This window comes from Streptomyces sp. SP18BB07, from assembly GCF_036322545.1.
In the GTDB taxonomy this organism is placed as follows: domain Bacteria; phylum Actinomycetota; class Actinomycetes; order Streptomycetales; family Streptomycetaceae; genus Streptomyces; species Streptomyces deccanensis.
Genome location: NZ_JAQYWT010000370.1, coordinates 407,193 through 426,534 on the forward strand (window position 1 = coordinate 407,193; position 19,342 = coordinate 426,534).

Below are 19,342 nucleotides of genomic sequence, written 5' to 3' on the forward strand. Positions count from 1 at the left end.
CGAACCTCAATGACCAGGCCCAAGCCACGGGATCTCGTCGGCAAGGGACTGATGACGCATTGGTCTCTTGAGGAGGACGAGAAATCTATGAACGTTCCGGGCACGAAGCCGATCCGCCGACCGGGCGCGACTCGACCGGCCACCCAGCGGACGGCCACTCTCGCGACGATCGACACGCGTGAGCCCCGCGTCCAGCGGTTCACCCGTCGCGTGACAGATGTTCGCGAGTCGGGCCCAGCCGGAACGGGCGAGTTCAACTCGTCCATCTAGCTCCCGAGCACGACACCGAGACCCCAACCTTCTTGATCAACAAGGGTGTTGGGGTCTCTCGCCGCATCCACCTGACCGCCTCGGCGCGTACACTCCGGGAAAGTGACGGACTTCCGCGGCCAGCGATCGATCCAACAACTGGTCCTCAAGGTGCACAGCCGCTGCGACCTGGCGTGCGACCACTGCTACGTGTACGAACACGCCGACCAGAGCTGGCGCGGGCGGCCCGTGGTGATCGCCGAGGAGACCCTCGGCCAGGTGGCCCGCCGCCTCGCCGAATACGCGGCCGACAGCGAATTGAAATCCGTCGCCGTGATTCTGCACGGCGGAGAACCACTTCTCGCCGGACCGGCCCGGTTACGGCACATGTGTGCGGAACTCACCCGTGTATTGGCACCGGTCACGACATTGGACCTGCGCATTCACACGAATGGCGTACAACTGAACAAGCGGCACTTGGAAGTCTTCCGGGAATTCGGAGTGAAGGTCGGAATTTCGCTCGACGGCGACCGTGTGGCGAACGACCGCCATCGGCTGGACCGCCGGGGCCGCAGCAGCTACGACCGGGTGCTGCGAGCGATCGAGCTCCTGCGCCTGCCGGAGTACCGGGACCTCTTCCAGGGCCTGCTGTGCACGGTGGACGTGGCCAATGACCCGATCGCGGTGCACGACGCGCTGACCGCCCTCGAACCGCCCCGCGTCGACTATCTCCTCCCGCATTCGACGTGGGACAGCCCTCCTCCCGGACACGGCCGGGGGACGCCCTATGCCGACTGGCTGCTGAAGATCTTCGACCGCTGGGAGGAGCAGGGGCGTCCCATGCCGGTCAGGACCTTCGACTCGGTGCTCAGCACCCTGCGCGGCGGCCCCAGCCTGACCGAGGCGCTGGGACTCGCCCCGTCCGACCTGGCGGTGATCGAGACCGACGGCACCTTCGAGCAGGCCGACTCCCTCAAGACCGCGTACGAGGGCGCGCCCACCACCGGCTACGACGTCTTCCGGCACGGCTTCGCGGAGTTCGCCGAACACCCCGGCGTCCGGGCCCGGCAGCTGGGCCTCGCGGGAGTCAGCGAGACCTGCCGTCGCTGCCCGGTCGTGGAGTCCTGCGGCGGCGGCCTCTACGCCCACCGGTACAGCGGGGAGCGGGGCTTCGACAACCCCTCCGTGTTCTGCGCCGACCTGCGGGGCCTGGTCGAGGGCATCGCCGAGCGGATCACCGAGCGCGCGCTGCACCCGGCGGTCACGGACACCGAACGTCTCCGGCTGGCCCAACTGGACCTGAACCGGAACCTGTTGGCCCGCGTGAACACCGTACTGGCGAGTGACGCGGGCTGGGACGCGACCTGGGGGCTCCTGGTCGAGCTGGACTCCGACGCCGCCACCGCGACCCACCTGGACGCCGTTCTCGCCCACCCGTATCTACGGACCGTGCTGCTGCGTGCCCTGGACGGTCACGCCGACCTCCCCCGGCTGGCGGCGACCGCCCTGGCGGCCGCCGTGCTCGCGGAGAAGGAAACCGACCTCACCTGGTGGCAGCCGACCCGGGACGTGTACCTTCCGACCCTCGGGACGCTGCGCCTCTCGGCTCCCGGACGGGTGGAGTGCGCGATCACGGCGGACGGTCTCCAGGTGGCCGGAACGGACCGGGACGGCGGCGAACTGCACGTCGAATGGCGTCCGTTGAAGTCGACGGGACCCACCGGCGGACCGGTGCTCCTCATCGACGACGCCGACCCCGGCCGCGACTGCTACCCGGTGCCGGTCGCGCCCCCGCTGAGCCCCAGCGACCTGGCACTCTTCGGCAAACGACTGCGCGCCGCCTGCGACGCGCCGGAGACGGACGAGCCGAGCCGGCCGCCGGGCCCGGACCTGTCCCTGTGCACCACGATCACGCCCCTCGCGGCGGGCGGCGGACTCCTGCTGCCGAGGACGGACACACCGGGCGCCCTGGGGGTGGCCGTCGACTTCGATGCCGAGGAGCTGGCCCGCGAACTGCCCCGACTGCTGCGGCGGTCCAGGCTCGCCGCCCTGCGCCAGGTGGCGGACCTGAACGTGCCGGGCACCGGCGCCGGACGCCTCCTCGACGAGGCGAGCGAGGCCATCGGCCGTGCGACGGTGTCGACCGACCGGGCCGCCCGCAGCGAGGAACTGCGCCACGCCCGCCACACCCTGGACCGGCTCACCGCTTTCCAGGATGCCCAACTCACCGAGTCAGGAGTTCACTTGGCAGAGGAACTACGAAGAGAATGGGTGACGCTGCATGGGTGACGCCACTCGACCGCAGGGCCCGACGGCCCGTCTCCACCACGACCTGGCCGAGTGGGGTGTCCGCCCCGGAGGCGTCCTGATGGTGCACTCCTCGCTGAGCGGCACCGGCCTCGCCCCCGTCGCCGTACGCGACGCGCTGCTGAGAGCCCTGGGCCCCGACGGCACCCTCGTCGTCCCCGCCTTCACCCCGGAGAACTCCGACACCTCCCGCGAGTACCAGGCGTTCACGGACGGCATGACCGAGCGGGAGAAGGCCGAGTTCCGGGCGGGGATGCTGCCGTTCGAGAAGGACGCCACGCCCTGCCCGGCGATGGGCGCGCTCGCCGAGTGCGTGCGCAGCACACCGGGAGCCGTGCGCAGCGCCCACCCGCAGACCTCCTTCGCCGCACTCGGCCCGCGCGCGGCGGAGCTGCTGGGCGACCACGATCCGCGCTGCCATCTCGGCGAGCGGTCCCCCATGGCCACGCTGTACGCGGCGGACGCCCAGATACTCCTGCTGCGCGTGGGGTTCGAGGTGTGCACCGCGTTCCACCTCGCCGAGTACCGGACCAGCCCGGCCCCGCCGACGCGGACGTACCGCTGTGTGCTGGAGGAGAAGGGCAACTGGTTCGAGTACGAGGATCTCGCCCTGTTCGACGGGGACTTCGGGGAGATCGGGGCGCAGTTGCCCCGTGAACTGCTCAGGGTGCGGGAATGGGCGGGAAAGCCCGTCCTCCTCCTTCAGATGCGGGCCGCTGTCGACACCGCGGTCCGGCTCATGTCCGGATATCGCTGACAAATGACGTGAAACAAGCCATGCGGTCACGGGGGTGGTCGGGCACATTGTTGGTTCCGGCCAGATGACTCTCCGGCGGGGGAACAGAGGGCATCGACAGGCGGGGGGCGCGTGAACAGACATGTACGAGGGCGAGGCGCACCGGACAACCGGCCCTACTTCTTTCTGAGCTATGCCCACACTCCGTCCGGGCCCGACAGCAAGGACCCGGACCACTGGGTCTACACGCTCTACAAGGACCTGTGCGCCGACATCCTGGCCATCACCGATCTACCGGCGGGCACCCCCGCGGGCTTCATGGACCGGGAGATGCGCTCGGGTGAGGGCTGGCCGGTCCGGCTCAGCGACAACCTGGCGCACTGCCGGGTGTTCGTGCCGCTGTACTCCCCGCGGTACTTCAGCAGCGAGGCCTGCGGTCGGGAGTGGTTCGCCTTCAGCGACCGCATACGCCAGGCCCGGGACGCGGGCGCCGGCGACATCCCGGCGATCGTGCCGGCGCTGTGGAGTCGCGTCGGCATGGACCGGCTGCCCGAGTCGGTGCGCCATCTGCAGGTGGAGCGCAACGCGTTCCCGGAGCGCTATCTGGACCACGGGATCTACGGGCTGATCAAACTCCAGCGGCTGCGGGACGAGTACGACGAGACGGTCTTCATGCTCGCCCAGCGCATCGTGCAGGTCGCCGAGGAGACGCCGCTGCCGTCGAGCACCCCTCGGCCGTTCGAGTCCACGCCGAGCGCCTTCGCTCCCCCGGGGGACGGACCCCGCCGTATCCATCTGACCGTGGCGGCCCCCGCCCGTCACCTGGTCCCGGAAACCCGCAGGAACGGCCTCTACGGCGAGAGCGCCCTGCAGTGGAACCCCTACGGCGACGAGACACCACGGCCCATCGCCACGCTGGCGGAGGAACTGATCCGCTCGCTGGACTACCGGATCACCGTGTCCGACTTCGACAACGAGGACCCGACCACCGACGACCTGGCGGCCGGCGGGTCCGACGAACACCCCGGGGCCGAGGAGCCCGAGACCGGCCACCCGGCGATCCTGCTGGTCGACTGCTGGGCGGTCCTCGACGAGGACCGGCGGCGCAGGCTCAAGGCGTTCGACGCGAACGCCCGCCCCTGGGTCGGCGCGATCGTCCCCTGGAACCACAGCGACGAGGAGTGCCACGGCGCGGAAGGACGGCAGGTCAAGGCGAAGCTGGAACGCACCCTCCCCCTGATCCTGGAGCGGGGGCGCCGGACCGACTGCCGGATCGCGGCCAACGGCGTGCCCTCGCTCCAGGTGTTCGCCGACGTGCTGCCGGCTCTGGCGGCGCACACGACCCGGCAGTACCTCAGGCACGCGCAGGCGCATCCGCCCGAGGGCCCACAGCTGCCGAAGCCCCGCCTCATGGGCCCCACCTACCCGCAGCAGCCCGCCGCGGGTTTCGATCACGGAGGAGAAGCATGACGGCCGGGCAGCGTGGACGGATCATCACCTTCTATTCGTACAAGGGTGGTACGGGCCGCACGATGGCCCTGGCCAACACGGCGTGGATCCTCGCCGCGAACGGCAAGCGGGTCCTGACGGTCGACTGGGACCTGGAGGCGCCGGGGCTGCACCGCTTCTTCGAGCCGTTCCTCGACCCCAACGTGCTCGCCGCCACCTCGGGCGTGATCGACATCATCACCGAGTACTGCTGGGCCGCGACCACCGGCGGGCCGCGTTCCGGGCCCTGGCACCGGGACTACGCCCGTGTCGAGGACCATGCCATCTCGCTCGCCCCCGAGCGCCTCAACCTGGCGTTCCCGGACGGCGGTTCGCTCGACTTCCTGTCGGCCGGGCGGCAGAACCGCGAGTACTCGGCGACGGTGTCGTCGTTCGAGTGGGACAACTTCTACGAGCGGCTGGGCGGCGGCCTGTTCCTGGACACGCTCCGCGAGGACATGAAGGCGTCCTACGACTACGTCCTCATCGACAGCCGGACGGGGCTGTCGGACAACGCGGACATCTGCACCATCCAGATGCCCGACGTGCTGGTGGACTGCTTCACCCTCAGCGGCCAGGCGCTGGACGGCGCGGCCGCCGTGGCGCACAGCGCCGAGAAGGGGTACGGCAAGCGGTGGATCCGGGTGCTGCCCGTCCCGATGCGGGTCGACGAGGCCGAGAAGGAGAAGGCCGACGCGGGACGGGCGCTGGCCCGGCTGAAGTTCGAGGGGTTACCGAAGGGAGCCGACCGTGCGGACCTGGCACCCGAGGCGCTGAACGCGTACTGGGGCAAGGTCGAGATCCCCTACCGCCCCTACTACGCCTACGAGGAGACCCTCGCGACCGTCGGCGACAAGAGCGGCAACGCGAACTCCCTGCTGTCCGCCTTCGAACGCCTCACCTCGGTGCTCTCCGACGACGAGGTCACCACGCTGCCGCCCATACCGGAACAGGTGCGGCTGCGCTGCCTGGAGGCGTTCACCCGTCAGCTGCCGCAGACGCAGGCCGTGGAGGTCCTGGTGGTCCACGCGGCGGAGAACCGCATGTGGGCCGAGTGGGTGGAGGGCGTGCTCAAACGGTCCGGCTGCCGCGTCACCCTGCACGACGTGGCCGGCGGACCGCCGGAGCCCCCCGCCCCGGACACCCGCGTCCTGCTCCTGCTGTCGCACGCCTTCGACAAGTCCCGTCACGCGGAAAGGGTCCGCCAGGCCCTCACCACGGCCGGCCAGAACGCCCCGGCCGCCCTGCCGGCCCTGGCCCGGGTCGAGGAGGTCCGGCCGACCGGCGCCTACAGCGAGGTGGTGGACCTGCACCGGCTCGGCGAGGCGGACGGCGCCGACGGACTCCACGAGGCCCTGCGGCTGCGGGCCGAGCCCGTGACCGCAGGGGGTTCGGACGCCAGGTTCCCCGGCCGGGCACCCGACATCTGGGACGCGCCCCAGCGCAACACCACCTTCACCGGCCGGAGCGTGATCCTCGACCAGCTCCGGGAGCAGCTCCGCGGCGGCATCTCCGTCGTACTGCCGCGCCCGCAGGCGCTCTTCGGGCTCGGCGGCGTCGGCAAGACCCAGGTGGCGCTGGAGTATGTGCACCGGTTCATGGCCGACTACGACCTGGTGTGGTGGATCTCCGCCGAGCACATCGACAACGTGGTCGCCTCGCTCGCCGAACTGGGCGCCCGGATCGGCGCCCCCGGCGGTGACGACATGGCCCTGGCCTGCCAGGAAGCCGTACGCATGCTGGGCCGGGGCGTGCCGACCAAGCGCTGGCTGCTGGTCTTCGACAACGCCGACACCCCCGAGGAGCTGACCCGTTTCTTCCCCACGGGCGGCGGCGGGCACATCCTCGTCACCTCCCGGAACCAGGCCTGGGCGCAGCAGGGCGCGTCGCTGCCCGTCGACGTGTTCCTGCGCCAGGAGAGCGTGGAGCACCTCTCGCTGCGGGCGCCCGGCCTCAGCCCCGAGGAGGCCGACCGGGTGGCGGAGGCGGTGGGCGACCTCCCGCTGGCCGTCGAGCAGGCGGCGGCCTGGCTCGCCGAGACGGCCACACCGGTCGAGGAGTACCTCAGCGAACTCGCCGAACAGACCACCCATGTGCTCGACCTCAACCAGCCCACCGACTACCCCACTACCGTGGCCGCGACCTGGAACATCTCCATCGCCCGGCTGCGGGAACGTTCTCCTGCCTCGGTGCGGTTGCTGCAGCTGTGCGCGTTCATGGCCCCCGAGCCGATATCGTCCCGCCTGCTCTACAGCAAGGAGATGCGGGACGAGTTGCGCAAGGTGGACCCCGCCTTCCAGGAGAGCCTGATGGTGGGCCGGGCCATCAGCGAGATCGCCCGGCTCGCCCTCGCCAAGGTCGACCAGGTCAGCAACAGCGTCCAGATCCACCGGCTGGTGCAGGCGGTCATCCGTTCGCAGCTCACCGAGGAGGAGCAGCGGCACGCCCGGCACGTCGTCCACACCGTGCTCGCGGGCGCCCGGCCCGACGACGACGAGCCCACCGACAATCCCGAGGACTGGCCGCGCTTCGAGGTGATCTGGCCCCATCTGCGCGCCTCGGACATCCGCAACTGCGTGGAGTCGGAGCCCCGCCGGCTGCTCATCGACCGCGTCCGGTACATGTGGAAGCGCGGGGACTTCCCCGGCGCCCAGCGCCTCGCCGACGATCTGCTGGCGCACTGGAAGCCCGAACTGGGCGAGAACCACCGGCAGTACCTGTATCTGCGCTGCCAGCTCGCCAACGTGCTGCGCTCGCAGGGGCGTTACGTCGAGGCCGAGGAGATCGACCGGGATCTGCTGGAGCGTCAGCGCCGGGTGCTGGGGCCCTCGGACGCGCACACGTACATCACCACGTCGTCCCTCGCCAGCGACTACGCGGCCCTGGGCGAGTACGCCAAGGCGGAGAAGCTGGCCCGCGAGGCACGGGAGGGGTTCAGCCGCACCTTCTACCCCGCGCACCCGAGGACGCTGAGCGCGGCGAACAACCTGGCGCTGGCCCTGCGCATGGTCGGGCGCTACGACGACGCCCGGGACATCGACCAGGACACCTACTTCCGCCGCAAGGACGTCCTCGGACCCGACCATCCCTACACCCTGTCGTCGGCCTCCAGTCTCGGCCGGGATCTGCGCGAGGTGGGCCACTACACCGAGTCGGTCACTCTGCTGTCGGGGGCGTACGAGGCCCACAAGCGGGTGCTCGGCAAGGACTTCCCCGGCACGCTCAGCTGCGCGAAGTCGCTGGCCGTGTCGCTGAGGCGGGCGGGCGAGTTCAAGGACGCGCACCGTCTGACGCAGGCGACCCGGGACCAGTACCACGCGCAGTACGACGCCCACACCCCCGACTCGCTCGCCTGCGACCTGAACCTGGCGGCCGACCTGTACGCCGCCGACAAGCGGGAGGAGGCGCGGCGGATCGCGATGGAGGCGCTGGCCGAGTACCGGAAGGTACCGGGCGAGGAGCATCCGTACACCCAGGCCGCGCTCAACAACCTGGGCGTCTACCACTGGGCCTGCGGCGACGCGGAGGAAGCGGAGAAGGTGTTCCTGCGGGTGATGCTCCGCATGGTCGAGGTGCTGGGCGACCACCATCCGCACACGCTCTTCTGCCGCACCAACTACGCCAACGTCCTGGCCGAGCAGGGCCGCGCGGAGGAGGCGTGGGCCCTGGAGGAGCCCGCCCGTGAGGCCCTGAAGGAGGTGCTCGGTGAGCACCATCCGGAGGCGTTGGCGGTGGTCGCCAACTCCACGCTGACGCTGCGCGCCCTGGGGCGGGTGCCGGAGGCGGACCGGCTGCGCGAGGAGGTGGTCACCGAACTCACCAAGCTCAGAAGGCAGTTGGGTGAGGGCAGTGGGGTCACCCAGCTGGTGGCGCAGGGGCGTCGGGTCTACCGGGACCTGGAGCCGCTGGCGGTGTGAGGGCCCCCGCGCGGGGGCCGCTCGACGGTCAGAGGGACGGGGCCAGGGACAGCAGAGTGCCTCTCAGGAGCCAGCTCAGGACCCCCGGCAGGGCGCGGAGCGAGGCGAAATGGGCGGCGGCGGGTTCGAGGACGGCGGTGGCGCGGGGGATGCGGTCGGCCAGCCAGGAGGAGTGGGCCGCCGGGGAGAAGACGTCCTTCGCGCCGTACCAGAAGAGCACCGGCACCCGAATCTCGCCGGGTTCGAACCCCCAGGGGGAAGTCAGCGCCAGGGCGTCGTCGATCCATCCGTAGGGTGAAGTGCGCACCGCTTCCTGGTAGTTGCGCAGCAGCATCGCGCGGATGCCGTTGTCGGAGACGATCAGCCGGTCCTCGTCGGTGAGGTCGTCGCGCAGCTGCTCCAGCAGCCGCGCGGGATCGGAGCGGATCGCCGCCGAGCGCGGGATCAGCCGGGCCGTGAAGCCCTGGGGGTCGGTGTGCGCGGAATGGAACTCATGGACGTTGGAGGGCGCCATGCCCGCGTACCAGTCGAGTCCGGCGGCGTCCTGTGGCGCCAGCGTCACCAGCGCGGCGGCCCGGGTCACCCGGTGCGGCAGCAGTGCCGCGCAGGCCAGGGCGTGCGGGGCCCCGCCGGAGCGGCCCACCACCGCGAAGCGGTCCACGCCCAGCGCGTCGGCGACGACGGTCACGTCCTCGACGGCGTCGACGACCCGCCGGCCGGGTCTGCGGTCGGATCCCCCGTACCCCGGGCGGTCGTAGCTGATGAGCCGGGTCCCCCGCTGGTAGAGGAACATCGGCCGCGGCCGGGGGCCGACCCGGCTGCCGGGCATGCCGTGGAACAGGAAGACGGGCCGCCCGGCGGGATCCCCCGAGCACTCGACCCTCAGCAACCGCCCGTCGGGCGCCCGGACATGGGTCGGTGCCCGTGCCAGGTCATACACAGCGCTCCCCCTCCCTCGACCCGTGGGCCGAGAACACGCTGCCGGAACATTTCCCGGCCGCCCACCCCATGAAACGAACCGCGTCGGCGCCCCTCCTCCCCGGGGGAGAGGAGCGCGTGCGTCCGGCTCGCACCCCACAAGCACCATGCCCTACGCGTGTCTTGACTTCACCATGCCTTCACGTCAGATTCGAGGCTCCGCACACAGCCCGGGGCGTACGGGGGGTTGCCGCGTTGCCGCCGGGGGATCAGCACGGCCACCCGTCCCTTCGCGAGGCTGGAGCGTCCCGCATGTCCAAGAGCGCGGATCCTGAGAGACGTACGGGGGCCGAGGGGGGCCCGAGCCGGCGACGGGTGCTGGGCACGGCCGCGGGAGCGGGCGCCGCGATCGCCGCGGGCGGCGGGCTCGCGGGGACCGCCGTCGCCGCCGCCCCGCCCCTCCTCGGCACCTATGACGTGGTCGTCGTCGGCTCCGGAGCGGCCGGGATGACCGCCGCGCTCACGGCGGCGAAGCAGGGGCTGAGTTGTGTCGTCGTGGAGAAGGCGCCGACGTTCGGGGGGTCGGCGGCGCGCTCGGGCGCCGGGATCTGGCTGCCGAACAACAGCGTGATCAAGGCGGCGGGGGTGCCGGACACCCCGGCCAAGGCGGCGCAGTACCTCGCGGCCGTGGTCGGCGACGACGTGCCCGCCGACCGGCAGAAGGCGTTCCTCGACCACGGGCCCACCATGCTGTCGTTCGTCATGGCGAACAGCCCGCTGAGGTTCCGGTGGATGGAGGGGTACAGCGACTACTACCCGGAGCTGCCGGGCGGGCTGCCGAACGGGCGGTCCATCGAGCCGGACCAGTTCGACGGGAATCTGCTGGGTGAGGAGCTGGCGCGGCTGAATCCCGCCTATCTGGCCACGCCGGCCGGGATGGTGGTGTTCAGCGCCGACTACAAGTGGCTCGCGCTGACCGCCGTGAGCGCCAAGGGGCTCGCCGTCGCCACCGAGTGCTTGGCCCGGGGCACGAAGGCCGCGCTGCTCGGGCAGAAGCCGCTCACCATGGGGCAGGCGCTGGCCGGCGGGCTGCGGGCCGGACTGCTCGGCGCGAATGTGCCGGTGTGGCTCAACTCCCCTTTGACCGACCTGCACTTGGAGAACGGGGCGGTGACGGGAGTGGTCGTCACCCGGAACGGTTCCGCCGGTCTCGTCCGCGCCCGCCGGGGCGTGATCGTCGGCTCCGGCGGCTTCGAGCACAACGCGGCCATGCGGGCGCAGTACCAGGAGCAGCCCATCGGGACGCAGTGGTCGGTGGGGGCCAAGGAGAACACCGGCGACGGGATACGGGCCGGTCAGCGGGCGGGTGCCGATCTCGCGCTGATGGACGACGCCTGGTGGGGGCCTGCCATCGACACCCCGGGCCAGGCCTGGTTCTGCCTCGCCGAACGCACGCTGCCCGGTGGGCTGTTGGTCAACGGGGCCGGTGCGCGGTTCGTCAACGAGGCGGGCCCGTACAGCGATGTCGTCCACACGATGTACGAGAAGGACACCTCGTCCGCCTCCCACATCCCGGCCTGGCTGATCGTCGACCAGAACTACCGCAACCGGTATCTGTTCAAGGACATCGCGCCGACCTTCCCGTTCCCCGACGAGTGGTACGACGCGGGGGCCGTCCACAAGGAGTGGACGCTCGACGCGCTGGCCGGCGCGATCGGTGTGCCCGCCGCCGCCCTCCGCTCCACCGTCGACCGTTTCAACTCCCTGGCCCGGAAGGGCGACGACACCGACTTCGGGCGCGGCGACAGCGTGTACGACCACTACTACACGGACCCGTCCGTGGCGCCCAACCCCTGCCTGGCGCCCCTGTGGTTGCCGCCGTTCTACGCCCTGCGCATCGTCCCCGGCGACCTCGGCACCAAGGGCGGGCTCCTCACCGACGCCCGCGCCCGCGTCCTGCGCCCGAACGGCACGGTGATCCCCGGCCTCTACGCGGCGGGCAACGCCAGCGCCGCCGTGATGGGCCGCAGTTACGCGGGCGCCGGCTCGACGATCGGCCCGGCGATGACCTTCGGGTACGTGGCCGCGCTGGACATCGCGGGGAAGCTCTAGGGGGTGTCAGGAAGAGGGACCCGTGCCGTCGAGTCGTAGGTCGATCCACGGGATCGTGTCGCCGTCCAGCAGATAGCGGTCGGTCTCCACGAAACCGTGGTCGAGCGCGAACCGCAGACCGTCCTCGTTCGAGGACAGTACGCAGGTCTCGATCGCCCGGGCGCCCAGTTCCCGCGCCTGCCGCACCGCCCGCCCGTACAGCTGCTCGCCGAACCCCCGGCGCCGGTGTTCGGCGAGCACGCGCGCGATCACCGTGGCCGTGGCGCCGTCCCCCTCGGGCGGACGGACGGTCGAGTTGCCGACGAGGACGCCGTCGGCGTAGGCGAGTTCGAGGTGGTTGCGTACGGCGCGGTCGCGGACGTCGTCGAGGGAGAGGAGGTGGGCCGGGATGATCGTGTTGTGGACGTGCCGCCAGGCCTCGAGTTCCTCGTCCCCGGCCGCACCGTCCACGCGCTTGATGTCGAGATCGGTCACGGCGTCAGCCTAGACATTCGCCCGCGCCGGCCGACTTCCGGCTACCCGTCGAGGAGCGCGTACGCCTCGGAGCCGGTCACCGACGACGAGTACCGCGCGGTCACCCCCGGCCCGCCTCTGGACCACGCCCGCGCCGTGCACGTCTCGCGCCGCCGGGCGCGCGATCGACGCACCCGGGCGACCTGGCGGAGGCGGTACCCGGCGACCCGGCCGCGCGTCGCCGGAGACCCGGCGGAGGCAAGGCCCGGCCACCGGGCCGCGCGTCGCCGGGCGGCCCGGCGGAGGGAGTGCCCGGCCGTCCGGCCGACGCGTTGCCGGCGATTCGGGGGCGCACCGGCGGCGGTTTAGCGGGTGGTGGATCCGGCGTGCTCCCGTGCGGCCGCCGCCTTGCTCGCCGTCGTCTCGTTCGGCGTCGTCCCGGCACCCGGCTCGGTGCTCTTCTTCGCGAAGCCGCGCCGGCCCGGCAGGACCGCGAGGACGATCAGGGTTCCGGCGGCCATGATGATGCCGCCGATGAGGCTGGTCTGGGCGACTCCGTGGGCGAATGCCTGGTGGACGGCGTCCACGAGAGCCTGGGCCTGCTGCGGACCGACGGACGGGTCCTGGGCTATGCGCTCGGCGACGGCCAGGCCACCACCCACCGAGTCCTTGGCGGTCTCCATCGCCTCGGCAGGGAGCCGGTCGCCGACCAGGCCGGCCAGCTCGTCCCGGTAGGCCGTGCCCAGCAGTGAGCCCAGCACCGCGATGCCCAGCGCCCCGCCCAGCTCCAGCGCGGTGTCGTTGGCGCCGCCGCCGACGCCCAGCTCGGACTCGGGGAAGGAGTCCATGATCGTGTCGGTCGCCGGGGAGACGCTCAGCCCGATCGCGAAGCCCAGCATCATCATCGGCGCCAGGAAGTCCCCGTACGTCGAGCCCTTGTCGATCTGGGTGAGCAGGAACACGCCCGCCGTGCCGATGACCATGCCGGTCACCACCATCGCCTTCACCCCGAGCTTCGGCGTCAGCTTCCCGGTCACCACGGCCCCGAGGAACACCGCCCCGGCCAGCTGCAGCAGCCGTACACCCGTCTCCAGGGCGTCGTAGCCGAGGACGAACTGCAGGAACTGCGTCGAGTAGTAGATCGCGCCGAACGTGCCGAAGAAGAAGAACAGCACCGCGAGCATCGAGCCGCTGAAGGGCCGCAGCGCGAACCTGCGGACGTCCAGCATCGGGTGCGGGTGCCGCAACTCCCAGGCGACGAAGGCGGCCAGACCGACACCGGCGACCACCGCGGCCGTGACGGGGCCCGCGCCCCAGCCGAAGTGCGGGCCCTCGATGGCCGCGTACACCAGCGAACCGACGGAGACAATCGACAGCAGACCACCGACGTAGTCGATCCGGCCCATGCCCTCCGCCCGGGACGGCGGCACGAGGGCGAGCGCGCCGAACACGGCGACGACGGCGATCGGCACGTTGATCAGGAAGGTCGAGCCCCAGGCGTGGTCCTCAAGGAGCCAGCCGGCGACCAGCGGACCGACGGCGATCGCCAGACCCGAGGTCGCGGTCCAGGCGGTGATGGCCTTGACCCGCTCACTCCGGGGGAAGGTCGCGACCAGCAGGGACAGCGTGGCCGGCATCACGACCGCCGCGCCGACGCCCATGATCGCGCGGGCCGCGATGACCAGCGAGGTCTCGTCGACCATGCTCCCCATCACCGAACCGCCGGCGAAGATCAGCAGACCCAGCACCAGCGCGCCACGCCGACTGTACTTGTCGCCGATCGAGCCCAGCACCAGCATCAGCGCCGCGTACGGAACGGTGTAGCCGTCGACGACCCACTGCAGATCACTGCTGCTCAGGCCCAGGTCGGTGGTCATGTCGGGGGCGGCGACGATCAGCGACGTGTTCGCCATCACCACGATCAGCAGGCTCAGGCACAGCACGAGCAGCGCCCACCAGCGCCGCGCGTACGGCCCGGTCATCTTCTCCACGGGGGTGTTCGCGAGGAAGGGCATCGAAAGCTCCCAAGAGGACGGGGAGGACGGGAAGGACGAGCGGAATCACATAATTGCCCATCGATGTGCAGACTAGTTTATTGCCCATTGCTGTGCAACTATCGCGATGACTCCCTCCCCTCCCCCGCTCCCGAGGTACCGACATGACCAGCCGACCAGCACGAACACCGACGGCGAGGCCGACACGGTCTCCGACCCAGCCCTACGGCTCGCCTCTCCCTCCCCCTCCGACTGCGGCATCGACGCCGCGCCGGGACGCGCGGGCCACCCGGACCCGGATCCGGATCCTCGACGCGGCCCGGCGGGAACTGACCCGCGACCCCGACAGCAGCCTGGAGGACATCGCCGGTGCCGCCGGTGTGGCCCGGCGCACCGTGTACGTCCACTTCGCCGGCCGGGCCGCGCTCGTCGAGGGCCTGGCCGCCGAGGCCGCGGACGCGATCCGGCGCGCCGTCGCGGGCGCGCCCGTCGAGAGCCCCGACGCCGCCGCCGACCTGGCACGCTTCGTCCTCACGGTGTGGCCCGTCGGCGACCGCTACCGCACCCTCATCCGGTTGGCCCGCGGCCAGGACCTCGCCCGGGTCCGCGTCGACGAACTGCTGGCCCCCGCCCGCGACTTGGTCGCGAGGGTGCTCGCGCACGGCCGGCGACAGGGCGTCTTCCAGACCACCGTCCCGCCCGACCCGCTCACCCGAGCCATCGAGGCCCAACTGCTGGCCCTGCTCGACTGCGTCAACCGCGGCCTCTGGTCCGACGACGGCACCGGAGCCGCCACCGCCGCCCTGATCGCCGCCGGAGTCGCCCCGGACACCGCCGCAACGAAGGTCGCTCACGCACGGAAGACCGGGTCGCCCCCGAGTCCCGTCTGAAACCCGAGTCCCGCCTGAAACCCGGAGCCCGTACCCCACTCACACGAATCGGCATCAATTCCAGCCCCCGCACGCACCGTTGGCGTCGACGCCCCCTCGCGATCGCCGCAGCGCCACTGGCCACGGCTTCCCGGTGATCACGCAGGCGGCCTCCGGCTGCGCTCGGTCACCACCACGGAGCAGGGCATCGCCGCCCACTTCTCCGGCAGGTAGCTCACCATCCGTCGCGACGACGCCCGGGGCATCTCCTCGAACGGGTCGGCCTGACGGAAATCAGGCGCCGTCGGCCGGAGGAACCGCAGCCAGCGCCGACGCGACCTCCGCGACCACCGCACTCGCCCGCCCCTCCGGCACACCGGCCGCGATGAGGGTGGCGGTGGCGATCCGGTGCCCGTCGTCCTCCAGCGCGCCGGTGTTGACGGACTCCAGGAGCGCGACGTACATCGCCTCCAGGCCGGCGCTCTGCACGGCGGGCGGCAGATGGGAGTGGAAGACGCCGTCCCGCTGGCCGCGCTCCAGGATCGCCGTGGCGGCATCCCGGGCCGGCGCGAGCACCTCGGCGACGCGCTCGGCGCCGAGGTCCCGCCGGGCAAGCGAGAGCAGCATCCGGTAGCGGTCGCCCACGGGCCACATCCGGAGCACGAACCGCGCCAGCGCCCACTCGGCCGGCTCCGCCGGATCCCCCGACTCCGGCCGGGTCTCCACCGTGTTCCGCAACGTCTCGGCGGCTTCCTCTGCGAGCGCCTCCAGCAGCGCGGCCCGCCCCGGGAAGTGGCCGAAGAGGGTACGCCGGACGACCCCGGCGGCCCGCGCCAGCTCCTCCAGCGTGACATCGGGGTTCCGCCCCAGCTCCTCACGAGCCGTGGCCAGGATGCGCGCCCGGTTGGACCGCGAATTACGGCGCAGCGGCTCGCGGGCCACGGGCTTGCTCACGGAGAACCTCGAAGAAGGGAAGGGAAGGACGGCAGGACGGCAGGACGGACGAACAGCAGGCCCCATTTTGTCACGCCGAGCCGGAATCCCCGCGGCCGCAAGCCGCCCGGCCGCAAGCTGCCCGGCCACCAGCTACTCACGCCGCAAGCTGCTCGGCCCGCGCCACGCGCCCCCAACGCTCCGCGCCCCACGGCCCGCCCCCCGCGCACCCCACACCACGCGCACCCCACGGCCCGCCCCCCGCGCACCCCCACCCGACATCGCTCACCCGCGGATCAGCCCCAACTCCCCGGCCCGCACCCCCGCCTGGAAGCGTGAGGCCGCGTCCAGGCTGACGAGGAGTTCCGCGACCCGGCGGCGGTAGGTGCGCAGCGACATGCCCAGCTCTCGTGCGGCCGCCTCGTCGGTGGCGCCGGAGACCAGGGCGTGCAGGACCTTGGCGGTCCGGGCGTCCATGCGGGGCCGCCGCGGATCGAGGAAGGTGGACAGCTCGGCCGCGCTCTCCCAGGCGGCTTCGAAGAGCGAGTAGGTGCCGCCGATCAGGGCCGGCGAGCCACTCATCGTGTACGTGCGCGGCGTACGGGCGCCCGGCGTGGAGGCCGCCGGGTCGGTGAGGATCATGGTCCGCCGGTCGATGATGACGGTGCCCTGCGGCAGCGGGGCCGTGGCGATCCGGATGCGGAAGCCGTGCGCGGCCATCTCCCGCAGGGCCTCCCGGTCGCGCTCGTCGGCTAGGGGGTGTTTCGAAAGTCCTGTGCGGTGCCCGTTGGGTGCGGATCCAGCAGGCTCACACCCATGAGCGACAGATTCCGACGCTCTGGTCTCTCGGACGAAGACGAAGGACGCGTCATGAATCTCCTGATCCTCGGTGCGACCGGCCCCACCGGCCGCCACGTCGTCGACCTGGCCCTCGCGGCGGGCGACACCGTCACCGTCCTGGCCCGCAGGCCGGAGGCGCTGGCGGACCTGGCGGACCGGGTGGCCGTGGTCGCCGGAGACGCCACCTCGCAGAGCGACGTCGCGAAAGCCATGGTCGGGCAGGACGCCGTCGTCTCCGCTCTCGGCAGGAGCACCTCGATACGCGCCGACGACCTGTTCACCCGCGCCGCGGCGGCCGTGGTCGGCGCGGCCGGGGAACAGCACGTCTCCCGGCTGGTGTGGCTGTCCTCGTTCGGGGGGGTGAGACCTACAGGTCGGCGAGCGCCGTACAGAAGATCTTCTACCGCACCTTCCTCCGGGACATCTACGCGAACAAGGAGCTCTCCGAGAGGGCGATCCGCTCCAGCGGCCTGGACTGGACGCTGGTCTACCCGACCATGCTGACCAAGGGCCCCGCCAAGGGCAGTTACCTCGCCGACGACCGTCTCCCGATGAGGGGCAACCCGACGATCAGCCGCGCGGACGTCGCCGACTTCCTGCACAAGGCGGCCCACGACCCCACCTGGATCCACCGCGACGCCGTCATCACGGACTGACGGCTGCCGGCTGACGGCTGACGGCTGACGGCTGACGGCTGTGGGCTGACGGCTGACGGGTGACGGCTGACGGCTGACGGTCAGTCGACTCCGCTCGACGGATCAGACCGCGAACTCCCGGATCACCACGTTCCGGAACACCGCCCGCCCGTCGATCGTGAACAGCGCCAGCCCCGTGTCGGACGGGTCGGGGAAGACCACGGTCGAGTGCGTGTACCGGCCGTCGTCGACGAACATCTCGACGGACGTGCGGTCGACGAGGATCCGCAGGCGAACCGTGCCGGCGGACCGGTCGAAGGGCGTACGGCTCTCCTGCCAGCGTCCCGTGGCATCCGGGCCCACGGTGTAACCGCGGTTGACGAACGCGTAGTCGCCGTATATCCCCACGTCGATGTGCCGCCGACCGTCCGCCGACCGCCGCAACTGCAGCCCGGCGCCCAGCAGTTGGTCCCAGGTGATGTCGCAGGTCAGCTCGTACGCCGTACCCGTGTGGTCGAGCTGCCGCGTGCCGTCGACCGTGATGTCGCCGAGCTCCACCGTGCGCGACACATGGTCGTCCAGCGCCGCCACCGGCCGGGACGCCAGATAGTAGGCACCTGACGCCGCGCGCCGCAGCCGTACCTCGCGGACGATCGAGTCGGTGCCGTTGAAGCCGTCGCACTCCATCGTGGGCGTGGTGCCGGCGTAGTCCCAGTGGTTCATCCAGCCGATCGCGTACCGTACGGCCGGGTCCAGGGCCCCGTTCGCGTCGCGTTTGTCGAAGGTGACCGCCGCGTACCAGTCCCAGCCGTGGTCCAGCCACTGGGGATCGGACGCGTCCGCGGTGAAGGTCGTGCCGTCGAAGGAGCCCGTCCAGTAGGCGAACGTGCTCGGCAGGCCGGAGCCCTTGCCGTTGGCGCTGACGCCCAGGACCCACTTCCAGGTCCCGTCCTCCGCCCTGACGCGGAACAGGTCGGGGCACTCCAGGACGCCGATGCCACCCTTGATGAAACCGCCGACGTAGGTCCAGGCCTTGAGGTCGGCCGAGTGGTAGAAGCCCACTTTGTCGTTCTCGGCGAGCAGCATCACCCACCGCCCGCGCTCCTCGTCCCGGAGGATCTTCGGGTCGCGGAAGTCCCGTACGCCGGGGTTGGGGAGGACCGGGGCGGTGCCGTGGTTCGTGAAGGTGCGGCCGCCGTCCGTCGAGTAGTAGAGGTACTGCGCCTGGGTGGTGTCGTCGGGCGCCATGGTGGCGAGGACGATCACCGCGCCCGCGCCGAAGCCCGCCGTGTCGTCCGTGTCGATGACCGCCGAGCCGGACCAGACATCGCCGTTGGGGGTCGTGTCCTTCGGTACGGCGATCCCCCGGTCGGTGAAGGAGACGAGGTCGGTGCTGGTGGCCAGGCGCCAGGCGGTGCCGGCCGTCGTGCCGCCCGTCGAGTAGTCGGGGTTGTAGAGGTAGTAGAAGTGGTACTCGCCGTCGATCCAGATCGGGCGCTGCGGGTCGTTCATCCACTGGTCGGGGACCGTGAAGTGGTACTCGGCGCGGTAGCTGCCCGTGCACGCGGCGGTCGCCTCTCCGGCCGCCGCCACCGCCACCGCCGGTCTCCCGACACCCGGCAGCAGAGCACCGGCGAAGCCGACGGCCGAGGCCGCCAGCAGCGACCGCCTGGACGGTGCTCCCCCTGGCCCCAGCGAACTCCTCGACATGCCACGCATGGTGCGGCTCCCTTCCCCCGACGTCGTCGTCGGAACACGGCTCCTGTGGCCGGAACCGTATACCTAACTCGTTAAAGGTCAAGCCCTCGCGCACCGTCCGTCCACGCAACTCCCCATCGGACAACATCCCTTGACAGAGCCGTGACAGGGTTCCCATCATCGGGAACCACCT

The 19,342-nt window shown here is 71.4% G+C and carries 13 protein-coding genes and 1 pseudogene; 8 read left to right on the plus strand and 6 right to left on the minus strand.

What is annotated here, in order from left to right; genetic code table 11:
- Positions 1-372: 372 nt before the first annotated feature.
- The 4 genes from fxsBH to fxsT all read left to right on the plus strand — a co-directional run bounded on the left by fxsBH (position 373) and on the right by fxsT (position 8,697).
- Positions 373-2,538 carry a radical SAM/SPASM protein FxsBH, inactivated beta-hydroxylase extension form gene (fxsBH, locus tag PUR53_RS47225; protein ID WP_329912548.1) on the plus strand — a complete coding sequence of 722 codons (2,166 nt, stop codon included), beginning with the start codon at positions 373-375 and terminating at the stop codon, positions 2,536-2,538.
- The gene (locus tag PUR53_RS47230; RefSeq protein WP_329912549.1) at positions 2,531-3,313 is read left to right on the plus strand and encodes an aminoglycoside N(3)-acetyltransferase; all 783 of its coding nucleotides are present in this window, start codon (positions 2,531-2,533) and stop codon (positions 3,311-3,313) included. Before fxsBH ends, PUR53_RS47230 begins: the two co-directional genes overlap by 8 nt.
- Positions 3,314-3,424: 111 nt before the next feature.
- Positions 3,425-4,762: a TIR-like protein FxsC gene (locus PUR53_RS47235; RefSeq protein WP_329901648.1), complete on the plus strand. Its 1,338-nt coding sequence runs from the start codon at positions 3,425-3,427 to the stop codon at positions 4,760-4,762.
- The gene (fxsT, locus tag PUR53_RS47240) at positions 4,759-8,697 is read left to right on the plus strand and encodes an FxSxx-COOH system tetratricopeptide repeat protein (RefSeq protein WP_329912550.1); all 3,939 of its coding nucleotides are present in this window, start codon (positions 4,759-4,761) and stop codon (positions 8,695-8,697) included. Before PUR53_RS47235 ends, fxsT begins: the two co-directional genes overlap by 4 nt.
- A 28-nt stretch (positions 8,698-8,725) precedes the next feature.
- On the opposite strand, the gene PUR53_RS47245 is transcribed toward fxsT, so the two are convergent.
- The gene (locus PUR53_RS47245; RefSeq protein ID WP_329901650.1) at positions 8,726-9,637 is read right to left on the minus strand and encodes an alpha/beta fold hydrolase; all 912 of its coding nucleotides are present in this window, start codon (positions 9,635-9,637) and stop codon (positions 8,726-8,728) included.
- A 290-nt stretch (positions 9,638-9,927) separates the two neighbouring features.
- Between PUR53_RS47245 and kstD the strand changes: the two genes are divergently transcribed.
- Positions 9,928-11,727: a 3-oxosteroid 1-dehydrogenase gene (gene kstD, locus PUR53_RS47250; protein ID WP_329912551.1), complete on the plus strand. Its 1,800-nt coding sequence runs from the start codon at positions 9,928-9,930 to the stop codon at positions 11,725-11,727.
- 6 nt (positions 11,728-11,733) lie between these two features.
- Here kstD and PUR53_RS47255 read toward each other — a convergent pair whose 3' ends face one another.
- Both PUR53_RS47255 and PUR53_RS47260 read right to left on the minus strand, forming a co-directional pair.
- A complete protein-coding gene (locus PUR53_RS47255) occupies positions 11,734-12,201 on the minus strand; it encodes a GNAT family N-acetyltransferase (RefSeq protein WP_329901652.1) in 468 nt (155 codons plus the stop codon).
- Positions 12,202-12,545: 344 nt separating this feature from the next.
- Positions 12,546-14,195, minus strand: coding sequence for an MFS transporter (locus PUR53_RS47260; protein ID WP_329912552.1), 1,650 nt, complete (start codon positions 14,193-14,195; stop codon positions 12,546-12,548).
- A gap of 143 nt (positions 14,196-14,338) precedes the next feature.
- Here PUR53_RS47260 and PUR53_RS47265 point away from each other — a divergent pair, with 143 nt between their 5' ends.
- On the plus strand, positions 14,339-15,064 hold the full coding sequence (locus PUR53_RS47265; protein ID WP_329912553.1) for a TetR/AcrR family transcriptional regulator: 726 nt from the start codon (positions 14,339-14,341) through the stop codon (positions 15,062-15,064).
- A gap of 273 nt (positions 15,065-15,337) precedes the next feature.
- Here PUR53_RS47265 and PUR53_RS47270 read toward each other — a convergent pair whose 3' ends face one another.
- Positions 15,338-15,997: a TetR/AcrR family transcriptional regulator gene (locus PUR53_RS47270; RefSeq protein WP_329912554.1), complete on the minus strand. Its 660-nt coding sequence runs from the start codon at positions 15,995-15,997 to the stop codon at positions 15,338-15,340.
- 264 nt (positions 15,998-16,261) lie between these two features.
- A complete protein-coding gene (locus PUR53_RS47275; RefSeq protein ID WP_329912626.1) occupies positions 16,262-17,008 on the minus strand; it encodes a DNA-binding response regulator in 747 nt (248 codons plus the stop codon).
- On the opposite strand from PUR53_RS47275, the pseudogene PUR53_RS47280 reads away from it, so the two are divergent.
- Positions 16,901-17,125 (plus strand): annotated as a pseudogene (locus PUR53_RS47280) (NAD(P)H-binding protein); the annotation flags it as partial. The gene PUR53_RS47275 and the pseudogene PUR53_RS47280 sit on opposite strands and share 108 nt — an antisense overlap.
- A 29-nt stretch (positions 17,126-17,154) precedes the next feature.
- Positions 17,155-17,472, plus strand: a complete 318-nt coding sequence (locus PUR53_RS47285) for an NAD(P)-binding oxidoreductase (RefSeq protein ID WP_329912555.1) — start codon at positions 17,155-17,157, stop codon at positions 17,470-17,472.
- 102 nt (positions 17,473-17,574) lie between these two features.
- Here PUR53_RS47285 and PUR53_RS47290 read toward each other — a convergent pair whose 3' ends face one another.
- Positions 17,575-19,161 carry a glycoside hydrolase family 32 protein gene (locus tag PUR53_RS47290; RefSeq protein ID WP_329912556.1) on the minus strand — a complete coding sequence of 529 codons (1,587 nt, stop codon included), beginning with the start codon at positions 19,159-19,161 and terminating at the stop codon, positions 17,575-17,577.
- Between the last annotated feature and the right edge of the window lie 181 nt (positions 19,162-19,342).

Excerpts from the sequence above, each read along its gene's own strand:
- PUR53_RS47265 (WP_329912553.1), top strand. The coding sequence starts at position 14,339 with ATGACCAGCCGACCAGCACGAACACCGACGGCGAGGCCGACACGGTCT.
- PUR53_RS47290 (WP_329912556.1), bottom strand. The coding sequence starts at position 19,161 with ATGTCGAGGAGTTCGCTGGGGCCAGGGGGAGCACCGTCCAGGCGGTCG.
- PUR53_RS47260 (WP_329912552.1), bottom strand. The coding sequence starts at position 14,195 with ATGCCCTTCCTCGCGAACACCCCCGTGGAGAAGATGACCGGGCCGTAC.
- kstD (WP_329912551.1), top strand. The coding sequence starts at position 9,928 with ATGTCCAAGAGCGCGGATCCTGAGAGACGTACGGGGGCCGAGGGGGGC.
- fxsT (WP_329912550.1), top strand. The coding sequence starts at position 4,759 with ATGACGGCCGGGCAGCGTGGACGGATCATCACCTTCTATTCGTACAAG.
- PUR53_RS47230 (WP_329912549.1), top strand. The coding sequence starts at position 2,531 with ATGGGTGACGCCACTCGACCGCAGGGCCCGACGGCCCGTCTCCACCAC.